Source organism: Desulforamulus putei DSM 12395, from assembly GCF_900129195.1.
Classification (GTDB): Bacteria; Bacillota; Desulfotomaculia; order Desulfotomaculales; family Desulfotomaculaceae; genus Desulfotomaculum; species Desulfotomaculum putei.
This window is the reverse complement of record NZ_FQUY01000007.1, coordinates 103,346-119,324: the sequence shown is the minus strand read 5'-3', so window position 1 is coordinate 119,324 and position 15,979 is coordinate 103,346. Positions and strand designations below refer to the sequence as shown.

Genomic DNA, 15,979 nt, shown 5'->3' with positions numbered 1-15,979 from the left:
GGGGTAGAAATGAGATATGATTCTCAACAGGATCGCTGGGTTGTCGTTTTAGGAAATCGTGAGTATGGCCTTCATTGCGGAGAATATTTTCAACTTTTGGTCGGGAAGACCAACATTGCCTGTAGATTAGAGTTGGATAGTGAATGGTATGTTATTATGCAAGATGTACGATTAAATTTAAAAATTCAGGAAACATACCGGGTGATAATTTAAGTTAGAAAAAGGGGGGGAGTGGTTGTTCTTGCCACTTCCTCCCTTTCTAAAATATCGGTCATTATATCCGTCAACTTTGGGTCATCATGCAACATCAATCTTAGGACATTATGCAGCGTTAATAACATCTTACATTATAAATAACGAATTCTTATATTTGTCTTACAAAGTATAAGCAGGCGAACGCTCCGGTTTTTTCTGTCTCTAAAGGGAACAGCCACAAATCGTTATGATCTGTGGCTGTTTAGCATTATTGAACCAGTTCTTTGGTTTCTCTGGCAATCATTAATTCCTCGTTGGTAGGAATAACCATAGCTACAAAGGGAGCACCGGGTTTGCTGATAATGACTTCCTTGCCGCGGGTGTTGTTCTTCTCCTCGTCAATCTGCAGACCGGTATAGGCTAAGCCCTTTAATACTCTGGCTCTCATGTCCTTGGAGTTTTCGCCGATGCCGCCGGTAAAGACCAGCGCATCAAGACCGCCCAGTGCAGCGGTATAAGCACCGACGTACTTAATAATGGCGTAGGCAAACATGCTTAAAGCCAGTTCAGCTCGTTCATTGCCCTGCTCGGCTGCCTCTTCCAAATCCCTGAAGTCACTGCTGATACCAGATACACCCAGTACACCGCTCTTTTTATTTAATACATTGTTGATTTCACTGACACTCAGGTTTTCTTTTTCCATCAAGAAGGGTATAATAGCCGGGTCGATGTCCCCGGTGCGGGTTCCCATGGGCAGGCCCGGCAGAGGGGTGAAGCCCATAGTGGTATCAACGGAAGTTCCGTTGCTCACGGCAGAAATACTGGAACCGTTACCCAGATGACAAACAATGATTTTTAATTCCTTAACCGATTTGCCTAAAATCTCGGCAGCCCGGTGGGACACAAATTTGTGAGAAGTCCCGTGGAACCCGTACCTGCGGATTTTATACTTCTCATAATACTCGTAAGGAATGGCGTAGGTGTAAGCATGTTTCGGCATGGCTGCATGGAAGGCGGTATCAAAGACTGCCACCTGGGCCGCATGGGGCATCAGTTCCTGACAGGTTTTAATACCAACAATATTCGGCGGGTTGTGCAGGGGCGCCAATTCAGACATCTCTTCCAGTACATGAATTAATTCTTCATCAATAACCACGGATTTGTTAAATTTTTCTCCGCCATGAACAACCCGGTGGCCAACAGCTTTAATTTCAGAAATGTCACTGATGGCGCCATACTTGGGATCGGTAATGCATTTCAGGATGGCTTCCAAAGCCACCTTATGATTGGGTAAATCCTGTTCCAGAACCAACTTTTCACCTTTATGGGACTCCTGTTTGATTCTGGAACCGGCAATACCAATTCTTTCGGATAAACCTGAAAGAAGTACGGTCTCTTGCTCCATATCCATCAGCTTATATTTGATTGATGAGCTGCCGCAGTTAACAACTAGGATTAACAAGGGTTTTCCTCCTTTAGTCCATTACGCCTGTTTATTTTACCAGTTCGGAAATGTGACCCTGAATCTTGTAGGCATACACGGTATCGCCGTTTCTTAAGCCCACAGCGTTTCCTTCGTCGGTATCCACATGCATTTCCAGTTTATGATTGTCGCCTACGCGTACCAGCACATCGCCAAAGATAATACCTCTGGGTCCTTTGGCTCTGACATAAATTCTGTCCCCGTCCTCCAGGCCGTATTTTTCAGCGTCGGAGGTATGCATATGAATGTGGCGGGCAGCGATAATGGCCCCTTCCTTCAGGGTAACGGAACCAACAGGTCCCACTAAAGTGACAGAGGCAGAACCGGCCAAATCGCCGGAGTCCCGCAAGGGAGCCTTAATGCCTATTTTAAAACAGTCAGAAATGGACAGTTCCACCTGGCTTTGCTTACGCTCGGGCCCCAGAACACGGACTTTCTCAATAACTCCCTTGGGGCCTACCACCGTTACTGTCTCTTCAGCGGCAAACTGACCCGGCTGGGACAGGTCCTTCATGGGTTTTAATTCATACCCAGGGCCGAACAAAGTCTCAACATGCTCACGGCTGAGGTGTACATGGCGGGCAGAGATACCCACGGTGACGGGGATGGGGATAATTTCATCCGGGTTTACTTGAGTGGGGAGATCTTGTGCATTTGCCATCTTTCACACTTCCTTTTAATAGATTTTAATGTAGTTTCTTTTAACAACATAAATTTAAATGAATTACCAACAAATCTACGATACAGTATGTTATAACTAAGTCTAAAACTAATTTTTCAAACACTTTCAATTATAGGTTTTGTATTCAGAACCAAAAGAAAGCAGAAACATTTTGCTTATAATTACAAAGTTTTCCTTGTCAGGTATGATGGTATTACCTATGTATTACCAGTGCTATCTTTTTGGATGGTAGCATCATTTGTCAGAAAACACCCATAAATTGTATACACTTTTCTCAACCTAATTTTAAACAGCATCTTTCTTGTTTTCAAGCAAAATTGATGACTTGCTTTTCTGACTTTTTTCTGCTGTAATAGTACCAATTTTTCCGTTTCTCTTATTATTACGTCTTATTACATCGCTGCTTCAATTCCCGGCAAGAGCTTGGCACCTTAACCAAGTGGCAGATAGCAAAAATAAAACCCGTAAAGGCTTTAACCACAAGCTTTCACGGGTTTCATTTATATACATCAAGATGGTCGGGATGACAGGACTTGAACCTGCGGCCTCACGGTCCCGAACCGTGCGCTCTACCAAACTGAGCTACATCCCGAAGACAATATTCAACTGTGAACAGACACTATTATGACCGATTGTTTCCTTTTTGTCAAGAACATTTTCAATCAATCTGTTTTCTGCAATACCACCACAAAAGAAAATGATCTTTCGTATAAGCAAGCCTCAAATGCAAATAATAAGCTTACACATTTTACCCTGGGGAGGGATGATTTGTGCAAAAAAATGTCGGTACTGCCGATAAAATTATACGGGTTACCTTTGGCATCAGTTTTCTTGCCCTGGGGATTTTAAAAATCTTTGGATCTGTTTGGTCTGTTCTTTTTAGTATTCTGGGCATTGAAATACTGGTGGTAGCCGCCATTGGCTACAGTCCTCTTTACCATGTTTTAGGCGTTTCAAGTCTTGAACCGCGCCTAACTGTCGAGGAGGAGGTGGACAATTGGACGACCGGTGTGCCGGATTCGGAGAGGTAGTCAATACGGTTGCCAGCATCTTGGGAAAGGGGGGTGAAGATAATCGTCAACACAAGCAATTCAGCAGAACTAAAAAACTGTATCCAAAACGCACAAGATTGCATGATGGATATGGGAAGAACCATTGATAAACTTCCCGCCAGTGCGCCTGAAAAACAAGAACTTGCTCAACTGTGCAAAAAAACAGGAATTTTACTGGAAGAAGCCCGGCAAAGATGCCAGCAGCTTCTCTAATTGGTTCCGACCGTTTCTTCTTAGGAAATCATTCTAAGGAGTTAACCTCTAACCTGACCTGAACGGCACCAGGGAGGAAACCCATCGTGTTTACATGTTGTGTCTGTGGTAAAGAGTATGATGAATCCAAGTTGATGATTGACGAAGAGATGGGTAACAGTTACTGCGAAGATTGTTACCTGACTGAATATTCCAGGGAATAACACAATAAATGACAGGCCTCCGGGGGCCTGTTATTTATTGTGTTTAACGTTATCTTTCCTCTTGCAACCAGGGCCATTGAGGGCGATAGGGATGCTCGTCCGGTACCGGGGAAGTGGGATTATAAATCAGGTCCCGGGGGCCTTCCCCTGAATCCGCAGGTTTCTTCCACCAGACGTCCCCAAAACAAGGTATCTTGGGTTCGGTCCCCTGGATGAAGTAAGCTGACATGGTACCGCTGGATAGGGCCGAGGCCTTTAACCCATCCGCAGTACAGACTTCTTCCCGAACAACTCCGGTGGGTACTTCAAAGTCCACTACCCTGGTACCCTTGAGGGCCTCTTCGATAAATTGCCCCCAGATGGGAGCTGCAATGTCCCCTCCGGTCAAGCCAACTTTTTTCTTCTTGTCGTCATACCCTACGTACACGGAAGCTACTAGATCTGGAGAGTAACCCACAAACCAGGCATTGGTGTAATCTTCAGTGGTGCCGGTTTTTCCTGCCACCGGCCTTGACACCATCCAGGACAACTGGGCGGCCGTACCCCCGGGCTGCACGGCGGCCTTCAGCATATCCGTGACAATGTAGGCCACCTTTTCATCAATGACCTTGGCCAGTTGGGGCCGGTGTTCCTCCAGTACTCTACCGGAACTATCGGTAACCTTTACGATGTAAAGAGGTTTGCATCGAATTCCCTGGTTGGCCAGGGGCCCGAAGGCAACCGCCATTTCCAGGGGGGTTACTTCCGAAGTCCCCAGCGCCAGAGACAGGTAGGGCCTTAAAGGGCTTTCAATTCCCATGGCCTTCGCGTATCGTATGATGACGTCGGGGCCAATCATATCCGCCAGCCGGACGGCAACAACGTTGTCGGAGATGGCTAGGGCCTGTTTCAGAATAAAGGGCCGGTAGTGATATCCAACCTTGTGGTCCTTCGGGGTATAGGGCTCTGCCCCTGCTTGCCGGTAAGTGACTGGCTCACAAAAAACAATGCTGGCGGCGGTGTAACCGGAATCAATAGCTGCGGTATATAGGAAGGGCTTAAAGGCTGAGCCTGGCTGCATTTTGGCCAGGGTACGGTTATACTGTGACTTTTGCCAGCTCCTGCCGCCTACCATCGCCTTTATATAGCCGTTTTTGGGGTCAATGGCCACCAGTGCCCCGTTAATTTCTTGATTTACCTTTCCCAATCCCTGTTCCAGAGCCCTTTCGGCGCTTTTTTGCATGGCCAAATCCAATGTGGTTTGAATGGTTAAACCGCTGGAATATAACATTTCCATACCGTTGGGATATTTATTTTTAAAGTACTTGATAATTTCCGCCACAAAATAAGGTGCCTGTTGTAATGCTTCGGTTTTGGCCTGTGGTTCGATATGTTCGGCCAGGGCCTCTTTCATAGCTTCTTCAGAAATCATGCCTAACTGCAGCATACGCTTTAATACGATTTTCTGTCTTTCCTTGGCCCCTTTCAGGTTGGTGGTAGGAGCATAATAACTGGGCGCCCTGGGTAAACCCGCCAGCATGGCACTTTCCCCCAGTGTCAAATCTTTGGCGGACTTATCAAAATAGGTTCGGGCCGCCGCTTCAACCCCATAGGCCCCCTGGCCAAAATAGACACGGTTTAAGTACATATTTAAAATTTCTTTTTTTGTATAGGTTCGTTCCAGTTGAATGGTATAATAAAGTTCCTTTATCTTCCTGCCCAGTGTCCGTTCGGGACCCAAATATAAATTTTTGGCCAACTGTTGGGTGATGGTGCTGCCCCCCTGTACGATATCACCGCTGCGCAGGTTTTGGTAGGCTGCCCGGGCCAAACCCCTAAAATCAATGCCCCGGTGCTGGTAAAACCGTTCATCTTCAATGGCCACAATGGCCTGTTGCATGGACAGGGCGATTTGGTCCAACTGCACCGGCACGGTATTCACCGGGGCAACCGTCGTGATTAATTTATTATTTACATCAACAATTTTGGAAGGCATGGGAATATCCGGGGGCTGCCCTTGATCTACTGTGGCACAACCGGAAACGCAGTAGAATAACATAATAAAACCTATGATGAGGAAACATTGATTGACCCGGTTCAATTTCTCCCTCCACCATTCCTGCTGGTTTGTGATCTTAACTATTATATCACTCAATCAGGTCCTTATGCTTTGCAAAAAAGCGGCACCCCAATGTGCCAAAAGAATATTATGTTATAATAGAAAATTTTGGGATGGTGATTTTATGCCAAGGCACGTCGTCCGGTCTGGTGATACAATAAAAGCCATCGTAAAAAAATATAATGTCAGTCTCAGTAATCTTTCCATTGCCAACACTAATCTGGAAAACCTGGATCGTCTTAATCCAGGAGACGTTATATATATTCCCGACCCTTCCGACGGCACATTCAGTCTCATTGAAAGTCGTCCACTAAAGGTCCAGCTCCTGTCTATGATCGGTTTTTCACCCAGGCAAATCCAAGAACACTATAAGATTTACCAGGGTTATGTTAATAAGACCAATGAAATCAGGATAAAGCTGCGCTCCATGGAACATGGCGAAAGCAACTCCACCTACAGCGACCTGCGATCTTTAAAAAACGCAGAGACCTGTACGGTGGGCAGTTATAAACTGCATGAATTGTATTTCGAAAACCTCGGAGGCAAAGGAGGATCTGCCACAGGAGCAATCCTGGAGGCCATCGTCAGAGATTTTGGGTCCTACGAGTTTTGGGAAAAGGACTTTCGGGCAACAGGGTTGGCCAGCCGTGGTTGGGTGATTCTGGGTTACGATTACGACGACGGCCACCTTCATAATTACGGACAGGATACCCAGGGACCGGTGATCCGCCTGGAGCCCTTGCTGGTCCTGGATGTACATGAACATGCCTATTTTCTTGATTACGGGACCAATTGTGCCAGCTATATGGATGCTTTTTTTCGCAACCTTGATTGGTTGGTTGTAAACTCCCGGTTAACCAATCTGAAGAACAATCAGGACAAATCATTCATAAATAAATTAGGCTAACCTTTTTCATAAGGGTTAGCCTTTTGTGGTATTATACCTTGGTGGCAAAAACATGGTTGCCAATTCGGGTAACTACGGGAAGGGTTTTTATCCATTTATCTGTAGCAACCACCGGGTTGTAAAAGAATAATGCTCCGCCGGTAGGGTCACGCCCCATGAGAGCTTCTATAGCAGCCCGCATGGATTCTTCATCAGGCTTAAGGTTGATGGAGCCGTCCTGAACGGGCGAAAACTGGTAAACCCGGTTGTTGTTTTGCAAAATGACGTCTCGAATATTTTTGGGGAAATCCGGGCTTGCCAGGCGATTAATGATGACGGCCCCTACAGCTACTTTTCCCTCAAAGGATTCTCCCCTGGCCTCGGCATGGATGAGTCTGGCCAGCAGTTCGATATCATCCCTGGAGATATCCCCCCGGGACAGTACCATGCCGTAGGCAGATACACTGCCTGTTGGAACGATTAGCTTTTGATTTGGATAGATTACCGTACTCTTTAAATTATTGGCCCGCATCAGTTGACCGAGTGACACATTGTAGTCCCTGCAAACCTGATACAGGGTGTCTCCCGGCCGGACAATGTAAGTGACTTCCTGGCATGATCGGTCCGGATCAGACCCTTCATAATCTAAACCGCCCGCACCGTCGCAAGTCTCCCCTGCAGCTGCCGTAGCGCCAACCAAGCCAGAGGTGACTGCCAACACAACCGCCAGTACAGTGGCGATCTTACGGTACTTCTTGTTCATTGGTTCCTCCTTTCTTACCCATATGATAGTTTGTACAATTATGTTAAGAATATACACATTAACTACAAGAAAAGCTCTGTCATTTTATATGGGCAGAAGGACAAAATATACTCAGTTATCAGAATTTTATAAATGCAGGACCTTAAATAATAAAAACGCCCCTCCGGGCGTTATCTGGGTAATTAACTATACATTGATCTCATCAATGTCTTTTTCTTTTGATCCGCTTTATTGACGGATTCCATACCGGTCTTTCGTTGCATTTGCCTGGCCCTGTTCTGTTCAAACCGTTGCTGGTAGGCTTCCACTTCCTGAAGGGTCCGGATATTGTTTTTGTGCCATTCCCTGAGAATGCTGCCGATGTATTTAAAATTATGTTTTCCCCTGATTACTGCCTGCCTTAACGCTTCTAATATCAGTTCAGTGTCATGTTCTTCCAGCCAGCCGATGATTTGTTCGATCTCCATGGGGGAGAGCAACCGGCCAAATTCATTTTCAAAGGTATGGCACAGATCCTGTTCCCGGGGGGTCAAAACAATTCCGGTCTTTTCCTGATCACGGCTCACATGGCCTGGAGAAGAATGCAATCTTTCAGCAATGCGGTCCAATTCTTTTTTTTGATTAAGGGCCCAGACCTCTGAAAGTTCAAACACCAGAGGTTCAAAGTCATACCCCTGTTTAATTGAACCGTCGTCACCGGTGAAATAATTTGTAATGCCAATGACTTTTTTGTCAAGTAAATTTTTAATCTGTCTTTCGATTTGTGCCGGTTCGGCAGACAGGCAGCCGGCCAGGGTCTCTATACTGGGCATTAACAGTTGTTCTTCATGGCGTAGTCTTAACAACTGAATAATCAGCATCATTTCGGAATCCGTGATACCCACGTCACGGTAATATTTTAGGAATAAGTTCGGTATACTTGTCATGCCGCCCGTAAAGATGGCAGAACCAAAGTAAACGGTCATGTTGGTAGCATCAAATTCTTTTTTGACTGCGTAACTGTTCTTATGCGACATGCCCCAACCCCCTCCTGAATTCCTTCCATTATTTTATGGTAAGGTTGGCAGCCTTGTCCACATCTGTTTGTCGACAAAGTTGCAGGAAAAGCTCCCTGATATAAGCCTATTTACAGGATGGTTTGGTTTTACTCCATTTAGTTCCAATCCGTGATTTTTTAACAAAATATGATTCATCTTATTTCACGGCAGTGGGGATTCTTTTCTCAAAACTATGCAAACACAGGCCGTGTGTATGAAGTAATTCCGTTGCTTGCACCAGCCCCTGGCCCAGTTCAGATATTCTATGGGCATCGGAACCCATTGTAAATATGGTAATGCCACATTCCTTGGCTAACTTCAGCAACCTTCCGGAAGGAAAAAAATCCTGTCCCTTTCGCCTCCCCGATGTGTTGATTTCCAATCCCATGCCCTGCCGGGAGATTTGCTTGAAAATCCTTTCCGCATGCTCCAATTCCGCCTGGTTAATTTCCTCTCCCAGGTAGTCAAGCCCATGTCTTCGATAGATATCAAGATGCCCGACACAATCGAAGAAACCCGTGGATACGGCTTCTTGCAAAATTTTATAATAATCCAGGCAAACCTGCTTTGCAGTACGACCCCGGAAATAAAAAGGACTTTCCCGGCCGGAGGAGATGGCAATATGGTTCAGGCAGTGCACAGAACCCAGGATAAAATCCCAGGGATAGTTGGTAACCAGTTCTTCAATAACCGCTTCCAGCCCGACATCATAGCCCACCTCCAATCCTGCTTTCACTTTTAGACCTGCCGATTTAAAGATACCTTTGGCCCTTTCAATATCATGAAGATAGTGATCAATCCAGGACCACCGGTCCATGGGATGGTACCGGCCGTTCAAACGCACCAGCCAGTCGATATGCTTTCGCCGCGGGTCACACTCAAAATGGGTGGTAAAGCATATTTCTTGAAGCCCCAACTCCACTGCCCGCTGGCAGTACTGTTCAATGGAGCAGGGTTCTGCATCCATAGAATAACCGGGGTGAACATGATAATCAGCCAAATACAACGGGGTCCCTCTCCTTCAGAATAGAATGATTTTCAATAGGGGATTATAGAACAAAAACGGGGGTATAAATGATGTTAACGGACCGTTTATGGGAGCAAATTAAATCCTTACCTCCTGAAGAACAAAGGTCTCTGCTCGACAATTTGTCGGATCATTTGTATCAGGAAGAGGAAAATCACGACCCGGGTCTTTATAACCTGGATATCTTTTAACATTATATCATTTACTTGAAACGCATAAGCAGTGCCCCGGGTGAGGCACTGCTTTTTTATGCTGCCAGGTTCGAACTCATTTTGCGCATAATTCGGTTGGCAATGCTATTGATAATAAAAATGAGGATTATTAATACCGTGGCGGTAGCATAGGCCTTTTCCATGGAAATACCTTCCATAGCTAATATATAAAGATGTACCGACATGCTGCGGGCCGGGTCCATAATCGAGGAAGGAATATTGAGAGAGCTGCCGGCTGTCAGAATGACCGCTGCAGTTTCCCCCACAACCCGGCCAATGCTTAAAATGACACCGGTCACAATACCGGGTAAAGCACTGGGCAGTACAATCTTCCAAACCGTTTGCCACTTGGTGGCCCCCAGGGCCATACTTCCTTCCCGGAAGCTTAAAGGCACACTTTTAATGGCTTCTTCACTGGTCCGGACAATGGTTGGTAGTACCATAAAAGCCAGGGTTAAACCGCCCGACAGCAAAGACCAGGAAAACCCCATGAATAAGACGAGAAAAGCAAAGCCAAACAAACCAAAAATAATGGAAGGAATACCGGCCAGGGTTTCAGTGGCAAACCGAATAATTTTTACCAGGGGACCCTTTTTTGTATATTCCGTAAGCTGTATGGCTGCCATAATGCCGATGGGTGTGGCGATGGCCAGTGAAATTAAAATAAGATAAACGGTACTGACTATGGTAGGGAAAATACCCCCTTCCTTCCCCATAAAAAGAGGCTCCCTGGTTAAAAATTCCCAATTTACATGCACCAGCCCGTGCTGCAGTATGTGAAAGATAACTGCCAGCAGCGCCCCAATGGTTACCAGTACCGAGGCCCAGAGAAACCCCCGGGCAATTTTTTCCTCCCAATATACGAATGATCTGACTTTCTGCATTTTATTCACCTATCCTTTTGGGCACTAGCGTTACCATGAAGTTTAAAATCATGATAATAACGAATAAAACAATACCTGTGGCAAACAATGCCTGGGCATGCTCCCCGGCGGCATAACCCATCTCGATGGCAATGTTCCCGGTGAGAGTTCGGATGGGATCAAGGATGCTTTCGGGAAGAGTAGCCACGTTACCAACCACCATAATCACTGCCATGGTCTCGCCGATGGCCCTTCCCATGCCTAGCACAATGGCTGTGAGAATACCGGAACGAGCGCTGGGCACAATGACCTTTTTAATGGTTTGCCAGTGGGTGGCGCCTAGGGCCAGGGAACCTTCTTTATATTCCTTTGGCACCGCCCGAATGGCATCTTCGGATATATTTACAACAGTGGGTAGGATCATAATGGCCAGGACGACGGAACCGCCCAGAATACTGAAACCTCTGCCACCAAATAGTTCTCGAATTAACGGAACAAGAATAACCAGTCCGTAAAACCCGTATACCACCGAAGGAATACCGGCCAGCAACTCAATGGCCGGTCGAATGATTCTTGTCACTTGCTTTGGCGCAATTTCCGCCAAAAAGATGGCACAGCCCACGCTGAGGGGAACCCCGATAATCAAGGCGCCCAACGTAACCAAAAAGGAACCCGCAATCATCGGCAACAAACCAAATTGTTTATCCAACGGATGCCAATCACTGCCGGTAATGAAATGAGCAATCCCATATTTCTGCATGACCGGGAAACCGTCGGCAAAAATAAAGTATGTGATTAAAGCGACCACCAAAACAGCAACCACGGCGCTAAACAGTAATAATTTTTCAATAATAGTTTCATGGATTTTTCTCATACCACTTATCCTCTCGCAAAAACAGGGACAGAGGGTTGCCAAATACAACCCTCTTCCCGTTTCATTTTGTCAGGCTGAGTACTGTAACTTCTAAACTTGACTTATTTCACAGGGATGAAATGAGCTTCTTTAACAATTTTCTGGCCTTCTTCACTCATTACAAAGTCGATATATGCTTTGGTGACTTCGTTCATTTCACCTTTGGTCAGGTACAGGAAGGGACGGGAAATTTTGAAGGAACCGTTTTTCACGTTATCAATGGTGGGTTCTACACCGTCAACCTTTACACCTTTAACTTCTTCGTTCAGGGTACCCAAGGAGATGTAACCGATGGCATTTTCGTCGCCGGCAACGGTGGTCCGTACAGCGCCGGTGGAAGGCTGGGTCAGAGCTTTATCGGTGAACTTGGTACCTTTACCCAATATCAGTTCTTCAAAGGCGCCACGGGTACCGGAACCTTCTTCACGGTTTACAACACTGATGGGAGCATCTTTGCCGCCTACTTCTTTCCAGTTGGTAATTTTACCGGAGAAGATACCTTTAATCTGCTCCATCGTTAATTCAGAAACCTGATTCTTGGGGTTAACCACTACAGCAATACCGTCCAGGGCAATCTTGGTTTCAGTAAGGCCCAGACCCTTTTCTTCTTCTTTCAGGTCACGGGAAGAAGCGCCGATCTGAGCAGCACCTTCGTTAGCAGCCTTAACACCGGCGGAGGAACCGCCGCCTTGCACGTTCACAGTTACGCCAGGGTTCTTAGCCATGAAAGCTTTTGCTAATTCTTCAGACAGGGGTTGTACAGAAGTGGAACCGGCAATGGTGATGGAACCGGACAGACCTTTCTTCTCGCCGTCAGCCTTGGGAGCCTCTTCCTTCTTTGCTCCACAGCCGGCGAAGGCAACAGCGGCTGCCAGGATTATGGCAAATACCAGCATAAGTTTTTTGGTGTTCTTAAACATAATACTCCTCCTTATTTTTATACATTATTAATTAAACTTAATTAAAAGGGCTTTATATTTTTAGGAACTCTTAAGGCTTTTTCCGAGTCCCGCTTTTCTTTCTTCTCCCCACCTCCTTATTGCATTTTATCTGTCCTTTGTTAATAAACAAGTTATTTCCGGTAAACAATCGGTTAAACTGATGTTAAGTTTCTATTAAGGCGGGTTTCCCAGTTAGGCTGCCTGTTCGATCAGCATCTTTTTCATCCTTTGGTCCCTCTTCCTCCCCCCGGGGCCTCTGCCGCAGGACTTCCTCTTCAGGAACTTTGTTCAAGGTAAAACCCTCCAATTTTGCCCTTAATGTCTCTGACAATTGATTCAGGGTGTTGGCGGTGTTGGCAATTTGACGCGCCGTAGCCCTTTCGTTGTCCCTGCCTGCATCACCCATGCCACCGGCCAGTTGTTTAATTAATTCTTCCACGGTAAATGTCCCCTGGGAGATTTTTTCAGCGCCATAGTGTATTTGGATAATCTGTTGTCCCGTTAGTTCAATGGTTTCAGAAATGCGTCGCAGGGCTTCCTCAGCACTCAAGGTGGCCGTTAAGCCTTCCCCGGCGATTTTTTTACTCTGGTCCACCTTATTTAATACCTCGGAGCTTTCCCGGACAATGGCAGCAATAATCTGTTCCACCTCCCTGGTGGTGGCTGCCGTTTCCTCTGCCAGGCGCCTGACTTCCGTAGCGACCACGGCAAATCCTCTGCCGTGTTCACCGGCCCTGGCTGCTTCAATGGACGCGTTGAGAGCCAACAGGTGGGTATCCTTGGAAATCTTCCGGATCAAATCCAGCAGTTGGCCAATCGCTTGAATACGTTGACCTAAGCTGCCAATAGCCATGGCCTGTTCTGAAATCACCCGGTGATTTTGGTTAATAACCTGGACAAGCTTTTTCACCGCCCGGGTTCCTTCCTCCGCCGAGTCCATCATGGCTTGGCTGGAAACTTGTGTTTCTTGAACAATTTCCGTGATTTGTTGAACGGAAGAAGACATGACCCGGACGGCCCGGTCGGTTTTTTCCACAGCAGCCAACTGCTGGTTTGCAACTTTACTCATCCCTCTGCTGCTCTCGGACAGTACAGAGGCGGTCTGATTAAGTTCGCACAATAAAGACCCGAAATCCGCCAGCATGGCATTAAAACAGGCTCCCAGTTGGTTAAACTCCGGGCCTGTGCCGGTTTCCTGCACCCTGACGGTCAAATTCCCGGCACGGGCCTGTTCCATGGTGGACATCATTTGTTGCAAAGGCCGGCAAAATTTCCGCGTCCCAAGCACACATACCATTGTAGCAATGGTAAAGGCCAAAAGCCCCACCACAAAGGCAGTGATTTGCATATGCTTGACCGGCGCCAGAAAATCTTCTTCCGCCACCCCCGCCACAAAATACCAGTCTCTGCCGGCAATAGGCTCCAGCACCACCGTACAAAGGGTACCCCCTAAAGGGGCGGAATAGGTACCCCCGTTCTTTGTCTTTTGAAGCAAAGAGATCAACTCTGAGTCTTTCGGTTTAATGGGTTGTTCCTGCTTGCCCGTAACCACAGACTTGCCATTTGTGTCTATCACATCTACATAGGCCCGGTATTTTAGGACTTTATAGGCATTTCGCTGCTTGGTAAGGTAATAGTCGGTCTTATTGGCAATTTCCCTTTTGTCCATGCTGTGTAACATAATTGAAATCTTATCGGCATTATCCGCTGCAGTAATTTTTATCCTGTTAGCCATTAACTCACTGACAGTTGATTCCGCTTCCTTAAAAATGGTGACAACCATAGCCACATTGATTAAAGCGATGATTATAGCAAAAGTTAACACCAATTTCCACTGCAACGACCAATTTTCCAAGGAGAATTTGTCTTTTGGAAAACGTACCTGCAAATTTCTTACAGCCAATTTCTTCAGTGAAAGCTTGAATGCCTGTTTGTCAAACCCTCTACTTCCTTTAAGCTTCTTTAATACGGTTAAAAACTTTGACAATAAATGTTCCTCCCATCGAATAGGCAATGTGGCCAGTTTTTACTAAATATAGATTAATACAGTCGATTTACAGCAGTGTAAAGGTAACGTTAAATTTCCCTAAATAAAAGTAATACTTTGACCAGAATCAATTTGACCATTATAAAATAGGAAATTTTACCTATCACTAATTGCCAAATATTGTTTGAAATCGGGAGGATATTCAAATTTTTCCACGAATTACGGGAGATAAGTTAAAAAACTATGAATGGCGGGTCTGGCTAATGAATATTGACATTAAAGCCCTGGACAACATCATTAAAGAGACCGTTTCTGTCATTGAAAAGAGCAAGGAACAAATCTATGAAATTGCTGAATCAGCCCGTTTGGAATGCCAGAGGGTTGAAGAAGAAATTCAACAGGTAAAAAGTCAAGTGGCAAAAATTATTGAGCAAGTAAATCAACTGGAGCTGGCCGAACGGAAAGCCAGAATTCGGTTAATGGAGGTAAGCAAGGATTTTCGCCGTTTTTCTGAGGAAGATATTAAGGAAGCCTACGAGAATGCTCAGATGATTCAACTGAAGCTGGTCATGCTAAGAGAGGAAGAAAAGACCTTACGTTTTAAGCGCGATCATTTGGAATTATCCTTAAAAAGGATGAGGGATACTGCAGATAAGGCTGAAAAACTGGTATCTCAGGTTGGTATGGCCATGCAGTTCCTGAGCAACGATTTATCGGGGTTAAGCGAAAAACTGGGAAATTTGCACGATATGCAGCAGTTGGGGATCTCCATTATCCGGGCCCAGGAAGAGGAACGAAAACGGGTGGCTCGGGAAATTCACGACGGTCCCGCCCAATCCATGGCCAATATCGTTATGAGGGCGGAGTTTTGTCTAAAGCTCCTCGAGGTGAACCCGAGCCTAGTCAGAGGAGAATTGATTTCCCTGCAGCAACTGGTCCGCCAGAGCTTGCAGGACGTGCGTAAAATTATCTTTGACCTGCGTCCCATGGTGCTGGATGACCTGGGGTTGGTACCGGCTATTAAACGTTATCTGGAGGACTACAAATCACAAAACAATATTCATGTAGAATTTGTTTTCCTGGGCAAAGAACGAAGGTTTGACACTTCACTGGAAGTGGCAGCCTTCAGGATCATTCAGGAAGCTTTAACAAACATTAAAAAACATGCCAAAGCCCAGCATGTTATAATAAAAATGGAGCTAATACCAACTCGCATTAACGTATATATAAAAGATAATGGTTGTGGCTTTAATATGGAGACTAAAAAACCTCGAAGTGACGGCAGCGGCTACGGTCTCATGGGGATGAAGGAAAGAATACAACTTCTTAAGGGAGGTTTAGCGGTATATTCAGCTCCCGGAAAAGGAACAGAGATAAATTTTTGGCTGCCACTGAACGATCAATCTTAATCAGGGAGGTGTTAT

The 15,979-nt window shown here is 45.9% G+C and carries 16 protein-coding genes and 1 tRNA gene; 6 read left to right on the top strand and 11 right to left on the bottom strand.

Going from position 1 to position 15,979, the window contains the following annotated elements; all coding sequences use genetic code 11:
• The coding region (locus BUB67_RS06770; RefSeq protein WP_073237742.1) for a DUF5348 domain-containing protein at positions 1–213 on the top strand (213 nt) is incomplete at its 5' end.
• Positions 214–463: 250 nt separating this feature from the next.
• Here the strand turns inward: BUB67_RS06770 and BUB67_RS06765 are convergent.
• The 3 genes from BUB67_RS06765 to BUB67_RS06755 all read right to left on the bottom strand — a co-directional run bounded on the left by BUB67_RS06765 (position 464) and on the right by BUB67_RS06755 (position 2,952).
• The gene (locus tag BUB67_RS06765; protein ID WP_073237706.1) at positions 464–1,657 is read right to left on the bottom strand and encodes an acetate/propionate family kinase; all 1,194 of its coding nucleotides are present in this window, start codon (positions 1,655–1,657) and stop codon (positions 464–466) included.
• A 31-nt stretch (positions 1,658–1,688) separates the two neighbouring features.
• Positions 1,689–2,339 (bottom strand): phosphate propanoyltransferase, encoded by a 651-nt coding sequence (pduL, locus tag BUB67_RS06760; RefSeq protein ID WP_073237703.1) that lies wholly within the window; start codon positions 2,337–2,339, stop codon positions 1,689–1,691.
• Positions 2,340–2,875: 536 nt separating this feature from the next.
• Positions 2,876–2,952, bottom strand: a tRNA-Pro gene (locus BUB67_RS06755).
• Between the two features lie 178 nt (positions 2,953–3,130).
• Here BUB67_RS06755 and BUB67_RS06750 point away from each other — a divergent pair.
• Both BUB67_RS06750 and BUB67_RS06745 read left to right on the top strand, forming a co-directional pair.
• Complete coding sequence (locus tag BUB67_RS06750; RefSeq protein WP_073237700.1) at positions 3,131–3,391, top strand: YgaP family membrane protein; 261 nt, start codon at positions 3,131–3,133, stop codon at positions 3,389–3,391.
• Between the two features lie 33 nt (positions 3,392–3,424).
• Positions 3,425–3,625 (top strand): hypothetical protein, encoded by a 201-nt coding sequence (locus BUB67_RS06745; protein WP_238456979.1) that lies wholly within the window; start codon positions 3,425–3,427, stop codon positions 3,623–3,625.
• Positions 3,626–3,877: 252 nt separating this feature from the next.
• On the opposite strand, the gene BUB67_RS06740 is transcribed toward BUB67_RS06745, so the two are convergent.
• Complete coding sequence (locus BUB67_RS06740) at positions 3,878–5,866, bottom strand: transglycosylase domain-containing protein (RefSeq protein WP_073237736.1); 1,989 nt, start codon at positions 5,864–5,866, stop codon at positions 3,878–3,880.
• 184 nt (positions 5,867–6,050) lie between these two features.
• On the opposite strand from BUB67_RS06740, the gene BUB67_RS06735 reads away from it, so the two are divergent.
• Positions 6,051–6,833 (top strand): Fe-Mn family superoxide dismutase, encoded by a 783-nt coding sequence (locus tag BUB67_RS06735; protein ID WP_073237697.1) that lies wholly within the window; start codon positions 6,051–6,053, stop codon positions 6,831–6,833.
• 31 nt (positions 6,834–6,864) lie between these two features.
• On the opposite strand, the gene BUB67_RS06730 is transcribed toward BUB67_RS06735, so the two are convergent.
• From BUB67_RS06730 to BUB67_RS06720, 3 genes are all read right to left on the bottom strand, one after another.
• Positions 6,865–7,575, bottom strand: a complete 711-nt coding sequence (locus tag BUB67_RS06730; RefSeq protein WP_073237694.1) for a cell wall hydrolase — start codon at positions 7,573–7,575, stop codon at positions 6,865–6,867.
• 182 nt (positions 7,576–7,757) lie between these two features.
• Complete coding sequence (locus BUB67_RS06725; RefSeq protein WP_073237691.1) at positions 7,758–8,591, bottom strand: DnaD domain protein; 834 nt, start codon at positions 8,589–8,591, stop codon at positions 7,758–7,760.
• A 178-nt stretch (positions 8,592–8,769) separates the two neighbouring features.
• Positions 8,770–9,618 carry a histidinol-phosphatase gene (locus tag BUB67_RS06720; RefSeq protein WP_073237688.1) on the bottom strand — a complete coding sequence of 283 codons (849 nt, stop codon included), beginning with the start codon at positions 9,616–9,618 and terminating at the stop codon, positions 8,770–8,772.
• A 71-nt stretch (positions 9,619–9,689) separates the two neighbouring features.
• Here BUB67_RS06720 and BUB67_RS16370 point away from each other — a divergent pair, with 71 nt between their 5' ends.
• Positions 9,690–9,830, top strand: coding sequence for a hypothetical protein (locus BUB67_RS16370; protein WP_159431814.1), 141 nt, complete (start codon positions 9,690–9,692; stop codon positions 9,828–9,830).
• A 56-nt stretch (positions 9,831–9,886) separates the two neighbouring features.
• Here the strand turns inward: BUB67_RS16370 and pstA are convergent, their stop codons facing one another.
• The 4 genes from pstA to BUB67_RS06700 all read right to left on the bottom strand — a co-directional run bounded on the left by pstA (position 9,887) and on the right by BUB67_RS06700 (position 14,555).
• Entirely contained in the window at positions 9,887–10,735 is an 849-nt protein-coding gene (gene pstA, locus BUB67_RS06715) for a phosphate ABC transporter permease PstA (RefSeq protein WP_073237685.1), read from the bottom strand.
• Between the two features lies 1 nt (position 10,736).
• Entirely contained in the window at positions 10,737–11,588 is an 852-nt protein-coding gene (gene pstC / locus BUB67_RS06710) for a phosphate ABC transporter permease subunit PstC (RefSeq protein ID WP_073237682.1), read from the bottom strand.
• A 101-nt stretch (positions 11,589–11,689) separates the two neighbouring features.
• Positions 11,690–12,547: a phosphate ABC transporter substrate-binding protein gene (locus BUB67_RS06705; protein WP_073237680.1), complete on the bottom strand. Its 858-nt coding sequence runs from the start codon at positions 12,545–12,547 to the stop codon at positions 11,690–11,692.
• A gap of 184 nt (positions 12,548–12,731) precedes the next feature.
• Positions 12,732–14,555, bottom strand: coding sequence for a methyl-accepting chemotaxis protein (locus BUB67_RS06700; protein WP_238456978.1), 1,824 nt, complete (start codon positions 14,553–14,555; stop codon positions 12,732–12,734).
• A gap of 263 nt (positions 14,556–14,818) precedes the next feature.
• On the opposite strand from BUB67_RS06700, the gene BUB67_RS06695 reads away from it, so the two are divergent.
• A complete protein-coding gene (locus tag BUB67_RS06695) occupies positions 14,819–15,964 on the top strand; it encodes a sensor histidine kinase (RefSeq protein ID WP_073237678.1) in 1,146 nt (381 codons plus the stop codon).
• The last annotated feature ends 15 nt before the right edge of the window (positions 15,965–15,979 follow it).

What these genes read in the sequence shown, in the direction of transcription:
- BUB67_RS06695 (WP_073237678.1), top strand. Translation starts at nt 14,819, where the DNA reads ATGAATATTGACATTAAAGCCCTGGACAACATCATTAAAGAGACCGTT.
- BUB67_RS06740 (WP_073237736.1), bottom strand. Translation starts at nt 5,866, where the DNA reads ATGTTATTCTACTGCGTTTCCGGTTGTGCCACAGTAGATCAAGGGCAG.
- pstA (WP_073237685.1), bottom strand. Translation starts at nt 10,735, where the DNA reads ATGCAGAAAGTCAGATCATTCGTATATTGGGAGGAAAAAATTGCCCGG.
- BUB67_RS06705 (WP_073237680.1), bottom strand. Translation starts at nt 12,547, where the DNA reads ATGTTTAAGAACACCAAAAAACTTATGCTGGTATTTGCCATAATCCTG.
- pduL (WP_073237703.1), bottom strand. Translation starts at nt 2,339, where the DNA reads ATGGCAAATGCACAAGATCTCCCCACTCAAGTAAACCCGGATGAAATT.
- BUB67_RS06730 (WP_073237694.1), bottom strand. Translation starts at nt 7,575, where the DNA reads ATGAACAAGAAGTACCGTAAGATCGCCACTGTACTGGCGGTTGTGTTG.
- BUB67_RS06735 (WP_073237697.1), top strand. Translation starts at nt 6,051, where the DNA reads ATGCCAAGGCACGTCGTCCGGTCTGGTGATACAATAAAAGCCATCGTA.
- BUB67_RS16370 (WP_159431814.1), top strand. Translation starts at nt 9,690, where the DNA reads ATGTTAACGGACCGTTTATGGGAGCAAATTAAATCCTTACCTCCTGAA.
- pstC (WP_073237682.1), bottom strand. Translation starts at nt 11,588, where the DNA reads ATGAGAAAAATCCATGAAACTATTATTGAAAAATTATTACTGTTTAGC.
- BUB67_RS06725 (WP_073237691.1), bottom strand. Translation starts at nt 8,591, where the DNA reads ATGTCGCATAAGAACAGTTACGCAGTCAAAAAAGAATTTGATGCTACC.